20 protein-coding genes are annotated in these 23,363 nt (G+C 63.3%); 13 read left to right on the top strand and 7 right to left on the bottom strand.

From position 1 onward, the window contains the following. Window positions 1-69 precede the first annotated feature (69 nt). The 10 genes from AC5SSZ_RS18275 to AC5SSZ_RS18230 all read left to right on the top strand — a co-directional run bounded on the left by AC5SSZ_RS18275 (window position 70) and on the right by AC5SSZ_RS18230 (window position 9,554). Window positions 70-1,161 (top strand): pyridoxal-phosphate dependent enzyme, encoded by a 1,092-nt coding sequence (locus tag AC5SSZ_RS18275; RefSeq protein WP_495439266.1) that lies wholly within the window; start codon window positions 70-72, stop codon window positions 1,159-1,161. After that, window positions 1,154-2,317, top strand: coding sequence for a M24 family metallopeptidase (locus tag AC5SSZ_RS18270; protein ID WP_495439264.1), 1,164 nt, complete (start codon window positions 1,154-1,156; stop codon window positions 2,315-2,317). Before AC5SSZ_RS18275 ends, AC5SSZ_RS18270 begins: the two co-directional genes overlap by 8 nt. A 3-nt stretch (window positions 2,318-2,320) precedes the next feature. Further along, window positions 2,321-3,061, top strand: coding sequence for a maleate cis-trans isomerase family protein (locus AC5SSZ_RS18265; RefSeq protein ID WP_495439262.1), 741 nt, complete (start codon window positions 2,321-2,323; stop codon window positions 3,059-3,061). Window positions 3,062-3,261: 200 nt separating this feature from the next. Further along, window positions 3,262-3,387: a hypothetical protein gene (locus AC5SSZ_RS18260; protein WP_495439260.1), complete on the top strand. Its 126-nt coding sequence runs from the start codon at window positions 3,262-3,264 to the stop codon at window positions 3,385-3,387. A gap of 391 nt (window positions 3,388-3,778) precedes the next feature. Next, window positions 3,779-4,915, top strand: coding sequence for an ABC transporter substrate-binding protein (locus AC5SSZ_RS18255; RefSeq protein ID WP_065272620.1), 1,137 nt, complete (start codon window positions 3,779-3,781; stop codon window positions 4,913-4,915). 57 nt (window positions 4,916-4,972) lie between these two features. Next, window positions 4,973-5,893, top strand: coding sequence for a branched-chain amino acid ABC transporter permease (locus AC5SSZ_RS18250; protein ID WP_065272621.1), 921 nt, complete (start codon window positions 4,973-4,975; stop codon window positions 5,891-5,893). 2 nt (window positions 5,894-5,895) lie between these two features. Continuing rightward, the gene (locus tag AC5SSZ_RS18245) at window positions 5,896-6,879 is read left to right on the top strand and encodes a branched-chain amino acid ABC transporter permease (protein WP_495440323.1); all 984 of its coding nucleotides are present in this window, start codon (window positions 5,896-5,898) and stop codon (window positions 6,877-6,879) included. After that, a complete protein-coding gene (locus AC5SSZ_RS18240) occupies window positions 6,872-7,639 on the top strand; it encodes an ABC transporter ATP-binding protein (RefSeq protein ID WP_495439255.1) in 768 nt (255 codons plus the stop codon). Before AC5SSZ_RS18245 ends, AC5SSZ_RS18240 begins: the two co-directional genes overlap by 8 nt. Further along, window positions 7,636-8,325: an ABC transporter ATP-binding protein gene (locus AC5SSZ_RS18235; protein ID WP_495439253.1), complete on the top strand. Its 690-nt coding sequence runs from the start codon at window positions 7,636-7,638 to the stop codon at window positions 8,323-8,325. Before AC5SSZ_RS18240 ends, AC5SSZ_RS18235 begins: the two co-directional genes overlap by 4 nt. Before the next feature lie 311 nt (window positions 8,326-8,636). Further along, window positions 8,637-9,554, top strand: coding sequence for a calcium-binding protein (locus AC5SSZ_RS18230; protein ID WP_495439251.1), 918 nt, complete (start codon window positions 8,637-8,639; stop codon window positions 9,552-9,554). Between the two features lie 58 nt (window positions 9,555-9,612). Here AC5SSZ_RS18230 and AC5SSZ_RS18225 read toward each other — a convergent pair whose 3' ends face one another. From AC5SSZ_RS18225 to AC5SSZ_RS18200, 6 genes are all read right to left on the bottom strand, one after another. Continuing rightward, window positions 9,613-10,890, bottom strand: a complete 1,278-nt coding sequence (locus AC5SSZ_RS18225) for an amidohydrolase family protein (protein WP_495440321.1) — start codon at window positions 10,888-10,890, stop codon at window positions 9,613-9,615. Continuing rightward, window positions 10,890-11,834, bottom strand: coding sequence for an ABC transporter permease (locus AC5SSZ_RS18220; RefSeq protein WP_065272625.1), 945 nt, complete (start codon window positions 11,832-11,834; stop codon window positions 10,890-10,892). The genes AC5SSZ_RS18225 and AC5SSZ_RS18220 overlap by 1 nt, the downstream gene beginning before the upstream one ends. 1 nt (window position 11,835) lies before the next feature. Next, on the bottom strand, window positions 11,836-12,885 hold the full coding sequence (locus AC5SSZ_RS18215) for an ABC transporter permease (protein WP_495439248.1): 1,050 nt from the start codon (window positions 12,883-12,885) through the stop codon (window positions 11,836-11,838). Beyond that, window positions 12,875-14,419, bottom strand: a complete 1,545-nt coding sequence (locus tag AC5SSZ_RS18210) for an ABC transporter ATP-binding protein (RefSeq protein WP_495439246.1) — start codon at window positions 14,417-14,419, stop codon at window positions 12,875-12,877. Before AC5SSZ_RS18210 ends, AC5SSZ_RS18215 begins: the two co-directional genes overlap by 11 nt. A gap of 16 nt (window positions 14,420-14,435) precedes the next feature. Further along, the gene (locus AC5SSZ_RS18205; protein WP_495439243.1) at window positions 14,436-15,461 is read right to left on the bottom strand and encodes a BMP family protein; all 1,026 of its coding nucleotides are present in this window, start codon (window positions 15,459-15,461) and stop codon (window positions 14,436-14,438) included. Window positions 15,462-15,693: 232 nt separating this feature from the next. After that, window positions 15,694-17,298, bottom strand: a complete 1,605-nt coding sequence (locus AC5SSZ_RS18200; protein ID WP_495439241.1) for an acyl-CoA synthetase — start codon at window positions 17,296-17,298, stop codon at window positions 15,694-15,696. Window positions 17,299-17,521: 223 nt separating this feature from the next. Here AC5SSZ_RS18200 and AC5SSZ_RS18195 point away from each other — a divergent pair, with 223 nt between their 5' ends. From AC5SSZ_RS18195 to AC5SSZ_RS18185, 3 genes are read left to right on the top strand one after another with little or no spacing between them, the layout of a single operon-like run. Next, the gene (locus AC5SSZ_RS18195) at window positions 17,522-18,229 is read left to right on the top strand and encodes an ABC transporter ATP-binding protein (RefSeq protein ID WP_065273718.1); all 708 of its coding nucleotides are present in this window, start codon (window positions 17,522-17,524) and stop codon (window positions 18,227-18,229) included. 4 nt (window positions 18,230-18,233) lie between these two features. Then, the gene (locus tag AC5SSZ_RS18190) at window positions 18,234-20,597 is read left to right on the top strand and encodes an ABC transporter permease (RefSeq protein WP_274867001.1); all 2,364 of its coding nucleotides are present in this window, start codon (window positions 18,234-18,236) and stop codon (window positions 20,595-20,597) included. Between the two features lie 7 nt (window positions 20,598-20,604). Then, the gene (locus tag AC5SSZ_RS18185; RefSeq protein ID WP_495439237.1) at window positions 20,605-21,813 is read left to right on the top strand and encodes an efflux RND transporter periplasmic adaptor subunit; all 1,209 of its coding nucleotides are present in this window, start codon (window positions 20,605-20,607) and stop codon (window positions 21,811-21,813) included. A gap of 28 nt (window positions 21,814-21,841) precedes the next feature. Here the strand turns inward: AC5SSZ_RS18185 and AC5SSZ_RS18180 are convergent, their stop codons facing one another. Then, a complete protein-coding gene (locus AC5SSZ_RS18180) occupies window positions 21,842-23,338 on the bottom strand; it encodes a class I adenylate-forming enzyme family protein (RefSeq protein ID WP_495439235.1) in 1,497 nt (498 codons plus the stop codon). Between the last annotated feature and the right edge of the window lie 25 nt (window positions 23,339-23,363).

Below are 23,363 nucleotides of genomic sequence, written 5' to 3'. Positions count from 1 at the left end.
GAGAAACCGATGGCGGTGCAGATTAGGTTGGGCAAAAATCGAACAACAAAAAGAAGAGGAGGTCGATCCATGGATGGGGCGTTGAGCAAGACACTCGATAACATGTGGCGGGGCGGCGCGTTGCCGGTTGCGGGAACTGAGCCTCAGCTTTATCCCAGCGTTGCCGCCGATGCGGTGGCCAAGCTGCTGACAGTATGTCCGCGTCATGCGATCACACCGCTGATTGAGGCGGATGAGCTGGCGAAAAAGGCCGGGGTGGCCAGGATCTGGATCAAGGACGAGCGCGCCCGCATGGGGCTGGGCAGTTTCAAGGCGCTGGGCGCGGCCTACTGCATTGCCAGCGCAGCGGGTGATGCATTGAAGGACAAGATCGGCGCCTCTCAGGTCTGGGAAACGGCCCTGCACGGACAAACCTATGCCACGGCAAGCGCCGGCAATCACGGGCTGTCGGTTGCGGCTGGGGCGCGGCTTTTCGGGGCCGAGGCGGTGATCTACCTGTCGCGGGCGGTGCCCGAGGCCTTTGCCCAGCGGCTGCGCGACAAGGGCGCCCGGGTGGTACGCGCCGGTGATAATTACGAGGCCAGCATGGCCACTGCTGCGGCGGATGCCGAAGAAAACGGCTGGACGCTGCTCTCCGACAGTTCATGGCCCGGCTACAGCGCCCCGGCTATCGCGGTGATGGAGGGCTATCTGCAATTGGCCGCCGAGGCTGTCGCCCAGATCGACGGGGTGCCGACGCATATCTTCCTGCAGGCCGGTGTCGGCGGGCTGGCGGCTGCGGTGGCCGCCTATGCGCGGCAGGTCTGGGGGAATGCGCCACAGATCATCGTGGTCGAACCGGACGCGGCGCCCGCGCTGATCGAGAGTATCCGCAGCGGCGAATTGCAGGACACGCAGGGGCCGGTGTCCTCCATGGGGCGGCTCGATTGCAAGACCCCGTCGATGGTGGCGCTGAACGGGCTGGCGCGCGATGCCGATGTCTTTGCAACCATATCCGAGGAAGAAGCTGCCGCAGGGGTCCGGACCCTTGCCGAATATGGCTATGCAACGACGCCATCGGGCGGCGCCGGTCTGGCAGCGCTTCTGGCGGGGCGTGTGAAGGATCTGGGACCCGATGCGCGGGTGCTGGCCATCCTCAGCGAAGGTCCGGAAGATGGCTGATCCCGCCCGCGGCTTTGACCGGGGTGAGTTCCTGCGGCGGCGCGATGCCCTGCAGGCGGGTATGGCGGCAGCGGGCATGGAAGCGCTGCTGCTGACCACGGCGGCGGATATCTTCTATGTCACGGGGTTCCTGACGCGGTTCTGGGAAAGCCCGGCGCGCCCCTGGTTCGTGGTGGTCCCGGCCAAAGGTGACCCGGTTGCGGTGATCCCCGCGATTGGCGCGGATCTGATGCGGCAAAGCTGGATTTCCGACATTCGCTGCTGGGATGCGCCGGATCCGAAGGATGATGGCGTCAGCCTGCTGGCGGCGACCCTTGGCGATCTGGTGCCGGAAACAGGGGCAATCGGCACACCGATGGGACTGGAGACGCAATTGCGCATGGCGCTTGGCGATTACATGGCGCTGACCACGCGCCTGGCGCCGCGCCGCATGGTGGATGCCACGGATGTAGTGCAGCGGGTGCGTGAGATAAAGTCCGAGGCCGAGGTGGCCAAGATCCGCGCCGCCTGCGCGGTGGCGGATCGTACATTCGCCCGGGTGCCGGAGTTCGCAGGCTCCGGCAGGCCGCTTGATGCTGTGTTTCGCGATTTCCAGCGGGTTCTCCTGGAAGAGGGCGCCGATTGGGTCAGCTACACGGCGGGCGGCGCCGGGCCGGGCGGCTACGGTGATGTGATCTCTCCGGCGACGCCGCAGCCGTTGGCGGTAGGCGATGTGCTGATGCTGGACACCGGCGCGGTGCGCGATGGCTATTTCTGCGACTTCGACCGCAATTACGCCATCGGTCCGGTCGCGCCTGAGACCGCTCAGGCGCATGCGTCGCTTTATGCGGCCACGGATCTGGCGCTGGAGAAGCTGCGCCCCGGCATGACTGCCGCGGATGCGCACCGGATTCTCTGCGAGGGGCTGCGTGCCCATGGCGCCACGCCCGGCGGTGGGCGGCTTGGCCATGGACTGGGGGTGACGCTGACTGAATGGCCCTCGTTTACGCCCAAGGATCAGACGGTGCTGCGCGCCGGGATGGTGCTGACGCTGGAACCGGGCGCCGAGATCGCCCCGGGCCGCATTCTGGTGCATGAGGAAAACATCGTCCTGCGCGACAGCGGCCCCGAGCTTTTGTCCACCCGTGCCCCGGCAGAGCTGCCGGTTCTGGAGTAGATCATGCAGAATTTCCCCTATGAGCTGACGGGGCGGATCGGCAGCCACGCCACCTTTGGCCATATCGTGCTGCAAGTGGATGAAACGCTGGAGCAGGACATGCGCCGCCTGTTGCCGGGAGGCGAGGTCGCCCATCACGTCAGCCGCATTCCCAGCGGCGATGAGCTGACGCCGGACACCATCGCAACCATGAAAGAGACGCTGCCTGCGGCTGCCGCGCTGTTGCCGCCTGCGGCAGACTTCGACGTGATCGGCTATGGCTGTACCTCCGGGACGACCCTGATCGGTGCGGACCGGGTCGCGGATCTGGTACGGCAGGGCGCTGCCTCGACCCATGTCACCGATCCTCTGACCGCGGCTCTGGCAGCGCTTGCGGCGTTGGACGTCCGGTCGCTGGCCCTGGTGTCGCCTTATGTGGAAAGCGTCAGTGCCCCGGTCCGACAGGCTTTTGTGGCGCGGGGGTATGATGTCAGCGGCACCGTGTCGTTCGGGGAAGAAGTGGAGGCGCGGGTGGCGCGGATCGATCCAGCCTCGATCCACGCGGCGGCCCTTTCCGTGGCCGGGGACGCCGATGCGGTGTTCCTGTCCTGCACCAACCTGCGCACGCTTGATATCATAGATGATCTTGAGGCGCGTCTAGGCAGGCCGGTGCTGAGCAGCAATCAGGTGCTTGCCTGGCATATGGCGCAGTTGGCGGGGGCGCCGAAACAGTGCAAGGGCCCGGGACGCCTGCTCGGGATCTGAGCAGGGACTAGGGGGCGAGGGGGGATTGCGTTGGGGGCGTGTTGGCGAAACCAAGAGCTGCCCAAACGGATCCGATTCGTCTGACGGCAGCACCGGTCACTTAGGATGTGATCCTGCCCGAACGTCTTGGCGGCGAGCTGGTGGCACAAGGCCCTTAGGTTGTGCCGAGGTCGTTAGATATGCCTCAAATGAGGCGCGGAATGGATCTGGTGAAGATGTCATCTGACCGTGAAATGAGCGGTGCGTATATCGTGGCAGAAGTCTTTCTGGAACAGGCGGGCGTGACTGGTGTTGGCTTAAGTAGTTTTTATATATCAGGTGCTTAGTTTTCTATTATGACTGATCTAACGCGTTGTGCTGCTGCGTAAATCACGGGCCCTTCAGCCGTGGCGTGCACCCCTTTCCGACTCCATGCTAAATTATGTTTTAGGGTTTAATATTTTAATCTTGAAACAAAACAGAGAAGCCGCCTAGAGTTTTGAGGTCAGCCACCAGGCGGTGGGCCTGCCGGATGCGGCAGCCTTGCCCCGGGCGGCGGATGAAACGTCAGGATGTGAAATCCACCACTGCACGGCAAACGGCAGAAGGTGTCCCCGTCAGAGGGAAAAGGCGATCAAGGACTGGCGCCACCCGCGCGAAGCGGAAATAGTGGGGTCACAGGAATAACCGCGGCCAACGCGGATCCGGTCGATAACTGCAATAGGGAGACTATAGGAAATGAAAGCAATCAAAACACTGGCGCTGGCGACAGCGGTGTCCGCTCTGGCCGTCGCGGCGCAGGCCGAGACCAAGATTGGCATGATCACCACCCTGTCCGGCGGCGGCGCCAGCCTTGGCGTGGATACCCGCGACGGGTTCATGCTGGCGATGGAAAACGCCGGGCGCGATGACGTCGAAGTGGTGATCGAGGACGATCAGCGCAAACCTGCAACCGCGGTGCAGATCGCCGATCAGATGATCCAGTCCGAAAAGGTGGATATCCTGACCGGTATCGTCTGGTCGAACCTGGCCATGGCCGTGGTGCCATCGGCGACCGGGCAGGGGCTTTTCTACCTGTCGACCAATGCCGCGCCGGCACAGCTGGCGGGCAAGGGCTGCAACCCGAACTATTTCTCGGTCTCCTATCAGAACGACAACCTGCACGAAGCGGCCGGTGCCTACGCCACCAGCGCCGATTTCAAGAAGACCTTCATCATGGCGCCGAACTATCCGGCCGGGAAGGATTCCCTCAACGGGTTCAAGCGCTTCTACAAGGGTGAACTGGCGGGTGAGATCTACACCAAGCTGGGTCAGACCGATTATGCTGCCGAACTGGCGCAGGTCCGTGCCAGCGGCGCCGACTCGGTCTTCTTTTTCCTGCCTGGCGGAATGGGGATCTCCTTCCTCAAGCAATACGCCGCCAGCGGTATCGATCTGCCCGTAGTGGGCCCGGCCTTCTCCTTTGACCAGGGCATTCTGCAGGCCGTGGGCGATGCGGCGCTGGGGGTGAAGAACACCTCGCAGTGGAACAAGGATCTGGACAATGCGGCCAACGCCGAATTCGTTTCTGGCTTCCAGGAAAAATACGGCCGACTGCCGTCGCTTTATGCGGCGCAGGGCTATGACACCGCCAACCTGATCCTGAGCGCGCTGGACAAGGCCGACGTGTCGGACAAAGACGCCTTCCGCGCTGCCCTGAAAGAAGCTGATTTCGCATCGGTGCGGGGTAAGTTCAGCTTTGGTCCGAACCAGCACCCGATTCAGGACATCTACGTGCGTGAGGTCATCAAGGAAGGTGATATCTTCACCAACAAGATCATCGGCACCAGCCTTACGGATCACTCCGACGCCTATGCGGCAGAGTGCAAGATGTAATCTGATCCTCCCTGCGGGGGCGCCAATGCGGCGCCCCCGTCAGAACGGAAATCTCCCATGTCCATTGTTCTCATTCTTGAGCAGATCCTGAACGGATTGCAGTTCGGGGTCATGCTGTTTCTCATGGCTGCGGGCCTGACGCTGGTCTTTGGCGTCATGGGCCTGATCAACCTCGCCCATGGTGCGCTTTATATGGTCGGGGCCTTTGCGGCGGCGGCGGTGGCCGGACTGACCGGTTCCTTCCTGCTGGCGCTGATTGCCAGTCTGGCTGCGGCGGCTGCGGCCGGGGCCGTGGTCGAGATTGCGGTGATCCGGCGGCTTTATGACCGGGATCACCTTGATCAGGTGCTGGCGACCTTTGCGCTGATCCTGATTTTCTCCGAAGGCACCCGCTGGATCTTTGGCTCCTTCCCGCTGTTTCTGGATGTGCCTGCCGCATTGGCCGGGCCGCTCAGCCTGCCGGGCGGCATCGAATACCCGGCCTACCGCCTTGCCATTATCGGCATCGGGCTGGTGGTGGCAGCGCTGCTGTTCTGGCTGATCGCCCGCACCCGCATTGGGATCCAGATCCGGGCCGGTGAAGCCGACCGCGAGATGATCGCAGCGCTGGGGGTGGATATTTCCCGGCTGTATACGCTGGTCTTTGCCTTGGGCGCCGCGCTGGCGGGTCTTGCCGGTGCCTTGGTCGGAGCCATCCAGTCGGTTCAGGTCGGCATGGGAGAGCCGGTTCTGATCCTCGCCTTTGTGGTGATTGTCATCGGAGGCATCGGCTCGATCAAGGGCGCGCTGGTCGGCGCGCTGCTGGTGGGGCTAACGGATACGCTGGGCAAGGTCTTCCTGCCGCAATTCTTTGGTCTGTTCCTGGAACCGGCCAGTGCTGCCTCGGTCGGGGCCTCGCTGGCGTCGATGCTGATCTACATCCTGATGGCGGCGGTTCTGCTGGTGCGCCCCTCGGGACTTTATGGGGGGAGCGCATGAGCATGAACCGTGAAAACCTGTTCAACTGGGCGCTGGCGCTGGCACTGCTGGCGGTGCCGCTTTGGGCCAATGCCATGGACGAGCCCTTTATCATAACCCTCGCCACCAAGGTCGCGATCCTGGCGCTGGCCGGTGTCGGCCTCAATATCGCGCTGGGCATCGGCGGGCTGGTGAGCCTTGGCCATGCGGCGTTCTTTGGGATCGGCGGCTATGCCATGGGCATTCTGGCCGCCCATGCCCAGAACCATGAGCCGCTGATGCAGGTGCCATTTCTGATCGAGGGCACCAATCAGATGCCGGTGATCTGGCTGGTGGCCACCGTGGCCAGCGCGCTGGTGGCGCTGGTGATCGGGGCGCTGTCGCTGCGCACCTCGGGCGTCTATTTCATCATGATCACGCTGGCCTTTGGTCAGATGCTTTACTATTTCGCGATCTCCTGGTCCGCCTATGGCGGCGAGGACGGGTTGTCGATCTGGGTGCGCAACGAATTTCCCGGCCTCAACACGCTGGATCCGATCCAGTTCTTCATGATCGCCTATGTCATCCTCTGCCTGGTGCTGGTTTTCTCTGCCCGGCTGGGGCGCTCGCCCTTTGGCCTGGCGCTGGCGGCTGCCCGCCAGACCGAAGAACGGGTGATGACCGTGGGGCTGACGCCCTTTCATCTGCGGCTGGTGGCCTTTGTCATCTCGGGCGCGATCACCGGTCTTGCCGGCGCGCTTTATGCTGATCTCAACCGCTTCGTCAGCCCAACCATGCTGAGCTGGCACACCAGCGGTGAAATCATGGTCTTTGTCATCATCGGCGGGGTGGGGCGGCTGTTCGGCCCTGTTGTGGGCGCTGCCGTTTATATCCTGCTGGAGCATCTCCTGGGCGGGATCAGTGAATACTGGCAGATCTTCCTCGGGCTATTGCTGCTCCTCATGGTGCTGTTCGCCCGCGGCGGCCTGATCGGCGCCCTGACAGGACGGGAGGTGGCCCATGACTGATCCACGCACAAACCCGGTGCTGCAGGTCGAAGGCATCAGCAAAAGCTTCGGCGCGCTCAAGGCCAGCGACAATGTCAGCATCGACCTGCGTCCCGGTGAAATCCACGCCCTGATTGGCCCCAATGGCGCGGGAAAATCCACCCTGATCAAGCAGATCTCGGGCAGCCTGCGTCCCGACACCGGCCGGATCGAGGTTCTGGGCCGCGAGGTCACCGACCTTGATACCGTGGCGCGGGCGCGGCTTGGGCTGGGGCGGACGTTCCAGATCTCCTCGCTCGCGATGGAGTTCACCGTGCTGCAGAACGTGGTGCTGGGCGCCCTTGGCGCGCAGGGCCGGGTGTTTTCCTTCTTCCGCAATGTGATGAAGGACAAGACCCTGCTGGAGCCTGCCCGCCGCGCCTTGGAACGCGTCGGTCTGCAGGATGAGGCGCAGCGGCGCACCGCCGATCTGTCGCATGGCCAGCGCCGTCAGCTGGAGGTCGCGGTGGCACTGACGCTCAATCCCAAACTGTTCCTGATGGACGAACCCATGGCGGGGCTTGGTGCCAGCGGTTCCAAGACCCTCACCGGGTTTCTGGATGAGCTGCGTCACGAGGCGCCGATCCTTCTGGTGGAGCACGATATGGACGCGGTCTTTGCCCTTGCCGATCGGATCAGCGTGCTGGTCTATGGCGCGGTGATCGCCACCGGCACCGCCGATGAAATCCGCGCAAACCCCGAGGTACGACGCGCTTACCTCGGAGAGGAGGACGCCGCATGAGCCTGTTGTCCCTGAACAAAGTCGAGGCCTCCTACGGCCCCTCGCAGGCGCTGTTTGGCGTCTCGCTGGATCTGGCCGAAGGCGAGGTCGTCGCCCTGATGGGCCGCAACGGCATGGGCAAGACCACCACCATCAAATCGATCTGCGGCATGGTGCATCCCTCTGCGGGCGAGGTTCGCTTTGACGGGCACGATCTGCGGCAATTGCCCTCGCACAAGATCGCGCGGCTGGGGATTGGTCTGGTACCCGAGGGGCGCCGCTGCTTCGGCCCGCTGACGGTGGAGGAAAACCTGACCGCCGCCGCCCGCCCGGGCCCCTGGGATTTTACCCGCGTCGCCGGGCTGTTTCCACGGCTCAAGGAACGGCGCGATCAGACCGCAAGTTCCCTGTCGGGCGGCGAGCAGCAGATGCTGGCCATTGGCCGCGCCCTGATGACCAACCCGCGCCTTTTGATCCTGGATGAGGCGACCGAGGGGCTGGCCCCCGTGGTGCGGCAGGAAATCTGGGCGGCGATTGCCCAGCTGAAGCGTGAGGCGGGCTTGTCGATCCTGGTGGTGGACAAGACGCTGAAGGAACTCGCCCAGATCGCTGACCACGCGGTGATCCTGAACCGGGGTCAAAGCGTCTGGACCGGAAGGATGGAAGACCTGACCCCGGATCTGACGGATCAGTATCTGGGGGTTTGAAGGGGAGCGCAAAGTGATTTCCGGAGGGACTCGCCGAGGAGGGGTCCCCATACTGCTATCCCAAAATCCGTGAAGAGTTGTTGGTTGGCTTGTCGTATTACGCGGTCGGTCACGCACATAAATGGACGTATTTTGCGTCACTCACTGGCCGTTAGCTTTGCCCAACTTCTGTTTCGCGTAGTCTCAACAGTGACCCTTCTGCCGGAAATCTGCCTATGGTTGATCTGTGAGGCGCTTGTTGATACACGTCTCTGGGATTGCCGTTGGGCATTCATCAAGAGCACCTAATCAGTTATCACGGAACAATTTTTATGTCGTCTCTGAACAGCACTCTCCGCGCGTCGCGCACCTTTGTGGAAATCGATGGGACCTGGGGCGATGACGTGATTACCTTGGATGACGGTTACTTCAGAATCTACACATCAATAGGAACCGACACTCTGATCGTGCAACATCAAATTGCCGATGTTGAGATCATCAGTCACTCTCTTGGGTTCTCGATCGAGCACTCTGGTGGCTATGCTTCGATCTCCAATATCGAAATTCTCCAATTCGATGATGTTACGTTGAACGTCTTCGATGGCAGATCAACTTTGCCTTCAAACCTGGCGGGGAGCAACGGTGGGGACCTCTTACTCGGAAAGGGATACGCAGACACTTTAGTTGGTCGAGGTGGCAATGACTTTCTATATGCGGAAGGTGGAGCGGATACTTTGAAAGGTGGGCTCGGATCTGATTGGCTATATGCAGGTAGTGGTGATGATGTTGCGCGTGGAGGGGCGGGAAATGATTATCTATTCGGCCAAGACGACAATGACCGTTTGTTCGGCAACGCTGGACGCGATTCACTGAGCGGCGGCGGAGGTCACGACAGGCTTGTGGGGGGCAATGGCAATGACAGCCTCAAAGGTAATAGCGGTAGCGACCTCTTGAGTGGAGGCCGTGGTGCCGACACTATTGATGGTGGATACGGGAATGATACCCTGAAAGGAGGAGCAGAGGCGGATGTTTTTGTTTTTTCCAAAGGAAAAGACACCATCCGCGATCTGGAAGACGCTGACCAAATTGATCTTGGTACTGCTTCCGGCATTCGCAACTTCCGTGACTTGGTAAGAAACCACACTGAGGAACTAAACGGCAATCTGATCATTACGGATGATGCAGGCCATTCCTTGACCCTTATTGGGACGGATGTTTCTGACCTCTCCGCGGGCCACTTTCTCTTTTGAGAAACGAGAGAACTAACCCGGCTACGCGGGGAGATTTTCAAAGTCGGAGCTATTTCTCCTACCCCGCCTCATGCCGCCGCCGCACAGTCTCGGGCCGTCCCGGCAGCATAAGGCGCGCGTCCCCACGGGCGCTGCGGGCGATGACCTTGCCCTTCGACACCACCGCCAGCCGGGCGGGGCGCAGGCGGACGGCTTCGGTGGGGGTGCTGGCGTCCAGAACCACGAGGGAGGCATCGCTGCCAACTTTCAACCCATAATCCTCCAGCCCCATGATCTGGGCGTTGACCTCGGTCACCATGGTGAAACAGCGGGCCATCTCATCGGGGTGGCTCATCTGCGCCACGTGCAGTCCCATGAAGGCGACGTCCAGCATGTCGCCGGTGCCAAGGGAATACCAGGGATCCAGCACGCAGTCCTGCCCCCAGCCGACGGGGATGTCCATCGCCTGCATTTCCTTCACCCGGGTAAGACCCCGGCGTTTGGGGAAAGTATCGTGCCGCCCCTGCAGCATGATGTTGATCAGCGGGTTGGGGATCGCGGAAATACCTGCCTCGGCGATCAGCGGCAGCAGTTTGGAGACATAGTAATTGTCCATCGAATGCATCGAGGTCAGGTGACTGCCCGCAACCCGGCCCTCTAGGCCCAGCCGCTGGGTCTCATAGGCCAGCGCCTCGATATGGCGGGACATGGGATCGTCTGTTTCATCGCAGTGGATATCGACCATCAGACCCCGCGCGGCGGCGATCTCGCACAGATCACGCATCGACTGCGCGCCGTCCGCCATGGTGCGCTCGAAATGGGGGATGCCGCCCACCACATCAACTCCCATATCCAGCGCGCGGATCACGTTCTCGCGGCCCGTTTTGGTGCGGTAAAGACCATCCTGCGGGAAGGCGACCAGCTGCAGGTCGATGTAATCTTTGACCTTCTCCTTCACCTCCAGCATGGCGGTGACGGTGTTGAGGTGATCTGGCGTTGTATCCACATGGGATCGGATCGCCAGCGTTCCCATTGAGGCGGCCCAGTCGCAATAGGTGAGGGCGCGCTCGACCATCTCATCCACGGTGGCAATGTCGCGCAGTTCCCCCCAAAGGGAGATCCCTTCCAGCAGCGTGCCCGAGGCGTTGAGCCGGGGTTTGCCATAAGACAGCGTTGCATCCATGTGGAAATGCGGGTCAACAAAGGGCGAGGAGACGAGATCTCCGCTTGCGTCGATCACCTCACCCGCTTCGGCATCGAGACGGGCCTCGATGGCGGTGATCTTGCCGCCTGTAATGCCGATATCGGCGGTTGTTCCATCGGGCAGGGTGCCGCCCTTGACGATCAGGTCGAACATCATCTTTCCCCCTTGTTGAAGGGCACCATCAGCGCCGCCGGGATCTCGGCGCGGCGGGACATCACCACCAGCGCCAGAATGGACAGGATATAGGGCATCATCAGGAAGACCTGATAGGGCACCACGGCCCCGATGCCGGTTTGTTGCAGGCGGATCTGCAGGGCGTCAAAGGCGGCAAACAGCACCGCGCCCAGCACCGCCTTGCCCGGTTTCCAGGCGCCAAAGACGACCAGCGCGATACAAATCCATCCGCGCCCGTTCACCATGTCGAAGAAGAAGCTATCAAAGGCCGACAGCGTCAGGAAGGCGCCGCCAATGGCCATGAAGCCCGAGCCGACCACCACCGCGCCCATGCGGATCGCGGTGACCGACAGGCCCTGCGCCGCCACGGCTTGCGGGTTTTCCCCGGCCGCCCGCACCGCAAGGCCCAAGGGCGTCCGGTAAAGGACCAGCGCCGTCAGCCCTGCCAGCACAAAGGCGGCATAGGTCAGCGGCGTCTGGGAAAACAGGGCAGGGCCTACGAGGGGCAGATCTGACAGAAGCGGGATCTCATAGGGCTGAAAGGCGGTGATTTTCGGCGGCGAAGACACCTCGGGCAGGATCACCCGGTAGGTATAGAAGGTCAGCGAGGTCGCCAGCAGCGTTAGCCCGACCCCGACCACGTGTTGCGACAGGCCAAAGGGCACTGAGAATACCGAATGCACCAGCCCCAGCATCATGCCGGTCAGCATGGCCACCGCGACCCCGCCCCAAAGCGGCAGGCCGCCCCAGACCGCGATCCAGCCTGCAAATGCGCCCGCGACCATGATGCCCTCGATGCCGAGGTTCAGAACGCCCGCGCGTTCGCAGATCAGCTCTCCGATGGTGGCAAAGATCAGCGGCGATGCGATGCGGATGGCGGCAGCCCAGAAACTGGCCGACAGCAGGATGTCGATGAGATCCATGTCAGTCCCTCCGCAGGCGGAATTTGGTGAGAAGGATCGCCAGCACCATGAACAACAGGGCCGAGGCGAGCATGATATCGGCAAGGTAACTGGGCACGCCTGCGGCGCGGCTCATGCTGTCGGCGCCGACAAAGATGGCGGCCACGAACAGCGCCGCGACAACCACGCCCAGCGGGTGCAGCAGCGCCAGCATGGCGACCACGATGCCGGTGTAGCCAAAGCCGGGGCTGAGATCGAGCGTCAGCGATCCCTTGAGGCCGGAGACCTCGGAAAAGCCCGCAAGACCGGCAAGGCCACCGGACAGCAGCGCGGTTTTGAGGATCACCTTGGTGACCGGGATGCCGGCGAAACCGGCGGCCTCGGCGTTCTGGCCGACGGCTCGCATTTCATAGCCCAGCGTGGTGCGGGTGTTGATCACCCAGACGGCAAGTGCCGCGATCAGCGCCAGCGCAAAGCCCCAGTGCAGGCGCAGCCCTTCGACGATGCGGGGCAGGCGGGCCTCTGGCAGCAGTCGCGCGGATTTGGGCCAGCCCATGCCCATGGGATCCTTCAGCGGTCCTTCGAGCAGGTAGCTGACAAACAGCAGGAAAATGAAGTTGAGGAGCAGCGTCGTCACCACTTCATCGACGCCCAGCCGGGTTTTCAAGAGGGCAGGACCCAAGAGAATCAGCGCCCCGGCCAGCATCGCAGAGATGGCGCAAAGCGCCAGCATCAGCGGCGCAGGCAGCGACAGGGCGCCGGTGCCCAGAACCACGGTGATCACCGCACCGGCATAGAGCTGCGCCTCGGCGCCGATGTTCCAAAGCTTGGCGCGGAAGGCCACCGCGATGGCCAGCCCGGTAAAGATCAGCGGTGTTGCGCTGTTCAGTGTCTCCAGAATGGCGAATTTCGATCCAAACGCGCCTTTCAGGATCAGGCCAAAGACCGCGAACGGATTGCCGCCCGCGATCATCGCCAGCAGGGCCGCCACCACAAAGGTCGCGGCGATGGCCAGCGCTGGCGGCAACACGCGCCGCCCAAGGCTGGGCGCTGCAATCGGTTCAAGCCGCATCGGTCATGTCCTTGTCAAAGCCTTCGCCCGCCATCCAGCGGCCCAGATCCTCGGGGCGCATGGTGCCACGGGCAAATTCCGGGCTGAGCCGCCCTTCGGAAATCACGTGGATCACATCCGACAGGCGCATGATTTCATCAAGGTCCTCAGAGATCAGCAGAACGGCGGCGCCGCGGTCGCGGGCCTTGGCTAGTTGTTCATGCACGTAGTTCACCGCGCCAATGTCCAATCCCCGCACCGGCTGGTTGGCCAGAATGATGTCTGGCGCGCCTTCGAGCACTCGGCCGAGGATCAGTTTTTGCATATTGCCGCCCGACAACAGGCGAATGCGGATATCGGGCCCCGGGCAGCGGATGTCGTAGCCCTTGATCAGGCTCTCGGCAAAGGCGCGGGCCTTTTTCCAGTTCATCCAGCCGCGCTGACTGAACCGGGTGGCGTAGGTTTCCAGGATCGCGTTTTCGGTCAGGTCGAAATCGGCGATGGTGCCGGTCTTGTGCCGGTCCTCGGGAATGCGGGCGACGCCGTTGGCGATGGCGGCGCGGGGCGACCAGCCCTGCGGTGCTTGCCCGTGCAGGGTGATGCTGCCGCTGGATGGGACGATGAGGCCGGAAATCAGATCCGACAGCGCCGCCTGCCCATTGCCAGATACCCCGGCAAGCCCGGTGATCTGGCCCGCACGCAGGTCCAGCGCTACCCGTGCCAGTCCCGGCGCCGATCCGGCGCCTGGCGTGGTGACTCCGCGCAATGACAGCAGCGGTGCGCCGGGGGTAGCGGGTGCGATGCTTGGCGCGCTGACCTCAGCGCCGACCATCAGCGCGGCGAGTTCCTCGCCATTGGTGTCTGCGGTGGCGCGCTCGGCCACCAGGCGGCCATGGCGCAGCACCAGCACGCGGTCGGAAATCGCCATGACTTCGTGCAATTTATGGGAAATGAAGATCACAGACAGCCCCGAGGCAATCGCCTCGCGCAAAGTGGCGAACAGCGCGTCGGCCTCTTGCGGGGTCAGAACCGCGGTGGGCTCGTCCAGGATCAGGATCTTTGCATCGCGGTAAAGCGCCTTCAGGATCTCGACCCGCTGACGCTCGCCCACGGTCAGGCGGCCGACCTTGGCGTCGGGATCGACCTTCAGGTGAAAGCGTTCCGACAGATCGCGGATGCGGGCCTTGGCGGCGGCGGGCCTCAGGCTGGCGGCGCCAAGGGCATCAACGCCCAGCACGATGTTTTCCCAGACCGTCAGGTTCCCTGCGAGGGTAAAATGCTGGTGCACCATGCCGACACCCGCATCCAGCGCCGCGCGCGGATTGCCCGCGGGCAGGGGCTGGCCGAACAGCTCGACTGATCCTTCATCGGCGGTGTACTGGCCGAACAGGATGTTCATCAGCGTGGTCTTGCCCGCGCCGTTTTCCCCCAAAAGCGCGATCACCTCACCCCGGTGCAGGGCAAAGCTGACGTCTTCGTTGGCGGTGACGGGACCGAACCGTTTCGTAATGTTCTGAAGGCGCAGGACAACCTGCGCCTTGTCTGTTTCTGTCATAGCCGAAAGGCCCGTATCAGGAGGATTTGGGTTCTTCGTCGTTGATCGCAACGGTGAAGGAACCGTCCTTGATCGCGGCGGTGCGGGAGGCAACCAGATCCAGCGCCTCTTGCGGGATCTTGCCTTCGAAGGTGCCATAGGGCGCCAGCGAACAGCCGCCTTCCTTCATGAAGGAATACATGCCGTAGTCAGCGGCGGTAAAGCTGCCGTCCTTGACCGCTGCAATGGCCGCATCCAGCGTCGGTTCGAAATGCCAGATCGCCGAGGCAACCACGGTTTCGGGGTAATCCGACTGGGTGTCGATGACGTTGCCGATGGCCAGAAGGCCCTTTTCCTTGGCTGCGTCTGACACGCCAAAGCGTTCGGCGTAAAGGATGTCGGCGCCGTTCTCGACCATGGCGAATGCGGTTTCCTTGGCCTTCGGCGGATCGAACCAGGAACCGATGAAGGAGACCTGGAACTTCATCTCGGGGTTCATCTCCCGCGCACCGGCCATGAAGGCGTGCATCAGGCGGTTTACTTCCGGGATCGGGAAGCCGCCGACCATGCCGATATTGCCGGATTTCGACATTGCGCCCGCGATAATGCCGGAAAGATAGGAGGCATCCTGAATATAATTGTCAAAAACAGATAGGTTCGGGATTGCCGGATCTTCCTTGAAGGAGGAGCCCATCAGGAAGGCCACATCGGGGTATTCGGCGGCAACTTCGCGCGCTTCGGCTTCGACACCGAAGATTTCACCGATGATCAGCTGGTAGCCTTGTTCGGCATATTCGCGCATCACGCGGGAATAGTCCGAGTTCGAGGTGTTCTCGGAATAGGTATAGCTGATGTCGCCGCGGTCCTGCGCGGTCAGGGCGGCCACATGGATACGGCTTACCCATTGCTGTTCGACCGGCACGGTATAGATGCCCGCGACTTTCAGCGGCTCAGAGGCCATCAGGCGGCTAGGCGCAGCAACGGCGCCTGCCGTCAGAGCAGCGGCAGCGCTGGTGGCCAGGAACTGGCGGCGCGATACGGCGCCCTTGAATTCATTTGTCATGGAACAATCCCCCTGTTGAATAAGCCCCTGAAACACGGGACAATTGTCCAATCGGTAGAAACACCGCGCCGATCAGGCAAGCGGTCATATGTTGGACATGTATCCTTCTGAGCCTTCGCCTAATTTGTGGGCAAAGGCAAGAATTTTCGCCACTCAAAACGTCAGATGGAGGATGCGGATGGGGGCGCCCCGCCCGTGGTTCGGGCGGGGTCTGGGGGGCTGGATCTACCGGTCAGGCACTCTCTTCTTCAAAGACGCCCGCGTATGCGATGCGCAGGTCGCGCTTCAGGATCTTGCCGCTGGCGTTCTTGGGCAGCGCCTCGACCAGGGCGATATGCTTGGGGCTTTTGAAATGGGCCAGGTTTTCACGGCAATAGTCCATCAGCGCCTCAATGCTGGTGTCTTCGCCCGGTTTGGCTACCACCACGGCGGTTACCGCCTCGATCCATTTTGGGTGCGGAATACCAAAGACCGCGACCTCGGCCACGGCGGGGTGGTGAAAGATGCATTCCTCCACCTCACGGCTGGCGACGTTTTCGCCCCCCGTTTTGATCATGTCCTTCTTGCGGTCGACCACATAGAGGTATCCTTCCTCGTCAAAACGGCCCAGATCACCCGAATGGAACCAGCCGCCCTGAAAGGCTTCGGCGGTCTTGGCGGGGTCCTTGTAGTAACCAAGGATCAGATGCGGGCTGCGGTGCACGATTTCGCCAATCTCGCCCACGGGTAGGTCGTTGCCATCGTCATCGACCACGCGGGTTTCGACGTTCAGCGCGGGCCGGGCCGAGCCGAGCTTGCTCAGCTGTTCATGCGGCAGCAGGATGGTGGCGACAGGGGCCATTTCCGTCTGGCCGTAGAAATTGAACAGGCCCAGGTTCGGCAGGCGGCTGGTCAGCTCCTCGATGATTGCCGTGGGCATGATCGAGGCACCGTAATAGCCCTTGCGCAGAGAACTGAGGTCGGTCTTGTCGAAATCCGGGTGGCGCAGCAGCGCGATCCAGACGGTGGGGGGACAGAACAGTTTGGTGACGCCCTCGGCGGCGATGGCTTCCAGCATCTTGCCCGGATCGGCGGCCTCCATCAGGATGCTGGTGGCACCCAGATACATGTCGGGCGTCAGGAAGCAGTCCAGCTGCGCGCAGTGGAACAGCGGCAGGCAGTGCAGCTCGATGTCGTCGGCAGCCATCTCTCCATCGCTGATGCAGCTGCCGTATTGCGCATAAAGCGCGTCCGAGGACAAAAGCGCGCCCTTGGGCCGGGATTCCGTGCCGCTGGTATACATCATCTGGATCGGATCATCGCCCGCGATCTCCACATACGGCGCGCTGTCGTCGGCATGCTCCAGCACGGTCTCGGCGGCTTCCCAGCCTGCGGGGACGGCGTCGGCGGCATGTGCAATCGACAGGCGGAACAGCATCGGCTGATCCAGCTGGGCGAGCGCCGCATCGGCAGTGGCACAGAGCGCGTCCTCGGCGATGATGGCCCGGGCGCCGGAGTGATCCAGGATATAGGCCACGTCTTCGGCGTTCAGCATGAAGTTGACGGGCGTCGTCACCGCCCCCAGCCGTGCCAGAGCCAGTCGGAACACCACGAAGGCGCGGTTGTTGTGGGACAGGAGCGCCACCCTGTCGCCCTTGGTGATGCCGCGCGCGGCCAGACCGTTGGCAGCGCGGTTCACCGCTGCATCGAGTTCGGCAAAGCTGTCGCGCTGCCCGCGGAACACCAGCGCGGTCTTCTGCGGCGTGCGGGCGGCGCTGCGGCGCAAGAGATCGCCCAGCTGCTGGCTGCGGGCACGGGCGATGGTGGCGGTAAGCTCCGCTTCGGTCTGTGTTGTCATTCTGTCCTCCCTGGTTCTGGCGAGATCCTGCCCGATGTCGCCGGGGCGTCAAGCCTTTGGACGGGCAGAACCCTCCGTCACGTTGCGTGCCTTTTGCAGGGCAAGGGGGGCGTTGTGGCTGCAACGGTAGGGGGCCCATCTGCCGGGGCTTTGTATTCGGGGTTGAGCCATGTCAAAGTTCAGGGCGCGCCGTGCCCCTATCGATGGGGGCCAAGAGGTGAACATGCCCGACGTCGTCTTCAGAACCAAGGACCTGACCAAGGTCTATGATACCGGCCAGCAAAAGGTGCATGCGCTGGCGGGGGTCGATCTTGAACTATACGCTGGTGAGCTGGTGGTGCTGCTGGGGCCGTCGGGCAGTGGCAAATCCACGCTGCTGAACATTCTTGGCGGGCTGGATCACGCCACCGATGGGCGCGTCTGGTTCCGCGATCAGGAGCTGACGGGCATGGGTGACCGGGGGCTGACCCGGTTCCGGCGCGATCACGTCGGGTTTGTCTTTCAATTCTACAATCTGGTGCCCAGTCTGACCGCCTGGGAAAATGTGCAACTGGTGACGGACGTGGCGCGCGACCCGATGCCGCCCGAAGAGGCGCTGAAAGAGGTCGGTCTGGGCAGCCGCATGGATCACTTCCCGGCGGAAATGTCCGGCGGCGAGCAGCAGCGCGTCGCCATTGCCCGCGCCATCGCCAAACGCCCCGAGATCCTGTTGTGCGATGAACCCACTGGGGCGCTCGACAGCAAGACCGGGGTGCAGGTTCTGGAGGCGCTGCGCCGTATCAACGAGAGCACCGGTACCACGACCGTGGTGATCACCCACAATGCCGCGATCCGGCAGATGGCGCATCGGGTGATCTGGTTCCAGGATGGCAAGATCCGTCTGGTGGAGGAAAACGCCACCCGGCTCGCCCCTGCCGAGATCGAGTGGTAGGGCGATGCAGGCGCTGGATCTCAAACTCTTGCGCAGTTTCCGCCGTCTTTGGGCGCAGGCGCTGGCCATTGCACTGGTGCTGGCCTGCGGGGTTTCGATCCTGCTGATGGCCTTTGGCATGGAGCGGGCTCTGGATGACACCCGCGCCGCCTATTACGAGCGAAACCGCTTCGCCGATGTCTTTGCCCGCGCAACGCGGGTGCCGGATCACGAGATGGGGCGGGTGCAGGCCATCGACGGCGTGCGCGCTGCCGAGGCGCGGGTCGAACACTACGCCATCCTCGATCTGCCGGAAAAGGTCGAGACGGTGACGGGGCTGGTACTGTCGCTGCCCGGAAATGGCGGGCCGTTGCTCAACGTGCCACTCCTGCGGAGTGGGCGCCTGCCGGATGCGGATGCCTCGGATGAGGTGGCGATCAATGATCCCTTTGCCCGCGCCAACGGGCTGCGCCCCGGCGACCGGTTCAGCGCCAACCTGAACGGCCAGCGGCGCGACCTGCGGGTGACTGGCACGGTGCTGTCGCCGGAATTCATCTATACTCTGGGGCCCGGTGCACTGCTGCCGGACAACGAAACCTTTGGCATTATCTGGCTGCCGGAACGGGTGGCCGAAGCGGCGTTCGATATGAAGGGCGCCTTCAACAGCCTGTCGGTCAAGCTCAACCCCGCCGCCCGGCAGGATGAGGTGATCGACCGGATCGACGATATTCTGGCGCCCTATGGCGGGCTTGGCGCGCATGGCCGCGACCTGCAGCTGTCGGATCAGTTCATCGACGCCGAGCTGAGCGAGCTGCGCAATACCGCGCTGATCCTGCCGCCGATCTTCTTTGGGATCACCGCCTTTCTGGTCAATATGGTGGTGGGGCGGATCGTGCTGCTGGAGCGCAGTGAGATCGGCCTTCTGAAGGCGCTGGGCTATTCCAACTATGAGGTCTGCCTGCATTATCTGCTGCTGGCTGGTCTGATCGCCTGCCTTGGGGTGCTCATTGGCTGGGCTGCGGGCACCTGGCTGTCGCGGTCGCTGGCGCAGATCTACGCGCAATTCTTCGAATTTCCCTATCTGATCTTCCACACGCGGCTTGATGCCTATGCGCTGTCCGGGGTGCTGGCGTTGCTGACCGCGGGTCTTGGCGCGGCGCAAAGCGCGCTGCATGTGGCCCGTATGGCGCCCGCGGTGGCGATGTCGCCGCCTGCGCCGCCCCGGTTCAAACGCAACCTTCTGGACCGGATGCTGACCCGGCTGCGTCCCTCGCAGGCGGTGATGATGATCCTGCGCAGTCTGGTGCGCTGGCCGGTGCGCTCGGGCCTCAGCATTCTGGGGCTGTCGCTGGCGGTGTCGGTGCTGGTGGCCTCGGGCTTTTTCCAGGACGCGCTGGACGAGATCATGGAGACCTCTTTCTATCAAGCGAACCGGCAGGATGCGGCGCTGATCTTTACGCCCGAGATCCCGGAAACTGCCCTGCCCGAGGTGGCGAACCTGCCCGGCGTGCTGCAGGCCGAGGGGCAGTTCTATCAGGCGGCGGTGCTGCGCCATGGCCATCTCAGCAAGGATATCTCGATCGAGGCCCGTCGCCCCGGCGCAGATCTGGCCCGCATTCTGGATGGCGACGGCCGGGTGGTGGAGCCGCCTGCAGGTGGCATCCTGCTGTCCGAACGGTTGGCCGGGCAATTGGAGGCGCGCGCGGGCGATGTGATCGAGGTCGAGTTCAAGGGCGGGCGCAATGAAACGCACATGGTACGGGTCTCGGGCACTGTGACACAGTACTTCGGCATCGGTGCCTATATGGACCTCGACACGTTGAGCGCGCTGCTGCGGCAGGCGCCGCGCATCACGGTGGCGCATCTGCGGCTGGATCAGAACGCGGTGCCAGAGCTGCACGCGCTTCTGAAGGAAACGCCCTCGCTCAGCGGGCTCAGCATGATGAGCGAGATCCGCCAGTCGTTCCGCGAAACCATCCGCGAGAATGTCATCGTGATGACCACGGTCTATGGCGTGATCGCAGTGCTGATCACGGTTGGGGTTGCCTATAACGGCGCCCGCATCCAGATGTCGGAACGCGCCCGCGAACTGGCCAGCCTGCGCATCCTGGGCTTCACCCGGGCCGAGGTTTCTTTCATTCTGGTGGGGGAGACCATGCTGCTGGCGCTGCTGGCCCAGCCGGTCGGATGGCTTCTGGGCGCGGGGATTGCGGCGCTGCTGGCACATGGGTCGTCCAGTGACCTCTATTCGATTCCACTGGTCCTGAAACCGGCGGGCTTTGCCACGGCCAGCCTTGTGGTGCTGGGGGCGGCGCTGGTGTCGGTGCTGCTGGTGCGGCGGCGTCTGGACCGGCTGGATCTGGTCCAGGTCATGAAAACGCGGGAGTAGAAAGACGATGCTGAGAACACGAACCGTTGTCATGGCCGCAGGGGCGGCGCTGGTTGCCGGAACCTTGGCCTTTGTCGCCATGCGGACCGATCCGGTGGCGGTGGATCTGCACCAGATCGGCACCGAGCCTTTGCAGGTGACGGTCAATGCCGATGGCAAGACCCGCATCCGCGAAATCTACGATGTCGCGGCGCCGATCACTGGCACCGCGCAGCGCGCGCCGGTGCGGGTGGGCGATAGTGTCGTGGCCGGGGAAACCGTGGTGGCTGTGCTGACGCCCGCCGCCGCAAATCTGCTCGATGCGCGCAGCCAGGCCGAAGCCGAGGCCGCCGTGCGCGAGGCCGAGGCAGGACTGGCGGTGGCGCGCAGCAAGATGCGCCAGGCCTCGGAAACGTTGACTCTGTCGGAAAGCGAATTCCGCCGCGCAGATACGCTGGTGCAGCGCGGCGTGGTCTCCCGCACCCGGCTGGAGGAGCTCGAACAGAAGCTGCATATCGACCGGGCGGCGATGACGGCGGCAGTGTCGGCGCTGGAAATGGCCAAGGGCACGCTGGATCGCGCCCGCGCTGCGCTGATCGAACCCGGCGCCGCCGAGGCGGGCCAGACCTGCTGCCTGACCGTGACCGCGCCGATGTCGGGGCAGGTGCTGACCGTCGATGTGCTGAGCGAACAGACCGTCCTGGCCGGAACCCGGCTGATCTCCATCGGGGACCCCGAGGATCTGGAGATCGTTGCCGATCTTCTGTCCAGCGATGCTGTGCGGCTGAAGGAAGGCGACCGGGCCATCGTGGAACGCTGGGGCCGCGATGCGCTGCTGGAAGCGCGGGTGCGGCGCATCGAACCGGCAGCCTATACCAAGGTCTCCGCCCTCGGGATCGAGGAACAGCGGGTCGATGTGATCCTCGACCTGACCTCTGCGCCCGAAGACTACGCGGGCATGGGCGATGGCTATGCCGTCTTCCTGCGGATCGTCGAATGGGAAGGGACGGATGTTCTGTCGGTGCCGCTGAGCGCGGTATTCCGTCAGGGCGCAGGCTGGGCGGTCTTTGTCAATGAGGCGGGCATCGCCCGGCGCAAAGCTGTGAGGCTGGGCCGCCGCAACGACCGCAGCGCCGAGGTGCTGGAGGGGCTCTCCCCCGGTGATCAGGTCATCCTGCACCCTTCGGACCTGATCTCGGACGGCAGCGCAATCGCGCCGCGCCCGGATCAGAGTTGAACCATGCTGGGCTGACCGCAGTGGCGGCTCAGTCCAGATCCGCTGCGAAGGTTTCGATCAGCTTGTGCTTCAGGATCTTACCCGTCGGGGCAGCAGGCAGCTGCAGGGTCAGTACCACTCGCGAGGGACGTTTGTAGCCCGACAGCCGCTCGGCCACATGCGCCTTCAGCGTGGCCTCATCGGTGGCAGCAAGATCGGCCACCTGCACAAAGGCCAGCACCTCTTCATTGCCATCCGCCGCGCGGCCCACCACGGCGCTTTGTACCACGGCGGGGTGATCGTTCAGGGCTGCCTCAACCTCTTGCGGGTAGACGTTGAAGCCTGAGCGGATGATGATTTCCTTGCTGCGCCCGACGATATGCAACCGGCCCTGTTCATCGAACCGGCCGATGTCACCTGTGCTGAGCCAGCCATCCGCGTCGATGGTGGCGCGGGTGGCCTCGGGGTTGCGGTAATAGCCGACCATGACATGCGGGCCACGGGCCTCGATCTCGCCGGTTTCGGCGCCGTCCTTGATGCGGGCCTCGGTACCGGGCAGGGCGGTGCCGACGCTGGTGTCGGGATCGCCGATCAGATTGGTGGTGGCCGACAAGCCGGCGGTGCATTCGGTCATGCCATAGCCGTTCTGCAGCGCCAGACCGTAAAAGGCCTCGGCGTTGCGTTTCCAGGCCGGGTCCAGCGGCGCCGCCCCGGAAGAGACATAGCGCAGCTTGCTGCCTTCAAGTTTGCTGACGCCCTGTTCGCGGGCGTATTGCATCAGCAGGGCGTGCATCTGAGGCACGGCGGGCAGCACGGTGACGCCATCCTGCAGCGCCTCATAAAGAGCGGCGGGCGTGAAGCGGGCCTGCAGCCGCACCGCAGCCCCGGCGCGGGCCGAGGCGACGATCATCGAGGCCAGACCAAAGACATGGGTGACAGGCAGTCCGCCATAGACCTGATCGCCGGGCTTGATCCCGCGCAGATTGGCCGAGGCCTGCCCGGCAAACAGCAGGTTTGCGTGGCTGAGCATCACGCCCTTGGGGTCGCCGGTGGTGCCGGTGGTATAGAGCATGACCGCGATCTGCTCCGGCCCGTCCTGAACCGGTTCCGGCGCGCTGGGACCAGCCACGGCAATGGCCACCTGACCATAAAGTCCATAACGGCTTTGTGCCTCCAGCCGGAGCGCATGGGCGGCGGCGTCCTTTGACGAGGCGGTGGTCAGGACGATCACGCGCGGTGTGGCATGGGAGGTGACGCGGGTGATTTCATCCGCGCTCATCCGGGCATTGACCGGCACCGCCCAGGCGCCGATCCGGCTGCAGGCAAACAGGAAAGCCACAGTCGCCGCCGCGTTTTCCGACACGATCAAAACCCGGTCCCCTGGCGCCACGCCTTCGGTGCGCAGATCCGCCTCGGCGTCCTTGCTGGCCTGCTGCAATTCGGCATAGCTCAGCGGGCGCCCGTCGAAATCAATAAGAGCCAGCGCCTCGGGAGAGGTCACGGCCCAATGCTCAACGGTTTCGTGGATGCGGGTATAGTTGGTCATGGGCTGGGTCCGGGGTCAAAAGTGA

The sequence above is a fragment of the Phaeobacter sp. CC-HEC084 genome (assembly GCF_059429255.1).
The sequence above is the reverse complement of the archived record's forward strand: the minus strand, read 5'-3'. Positions and strand labels throughout refer to the sequence as shown.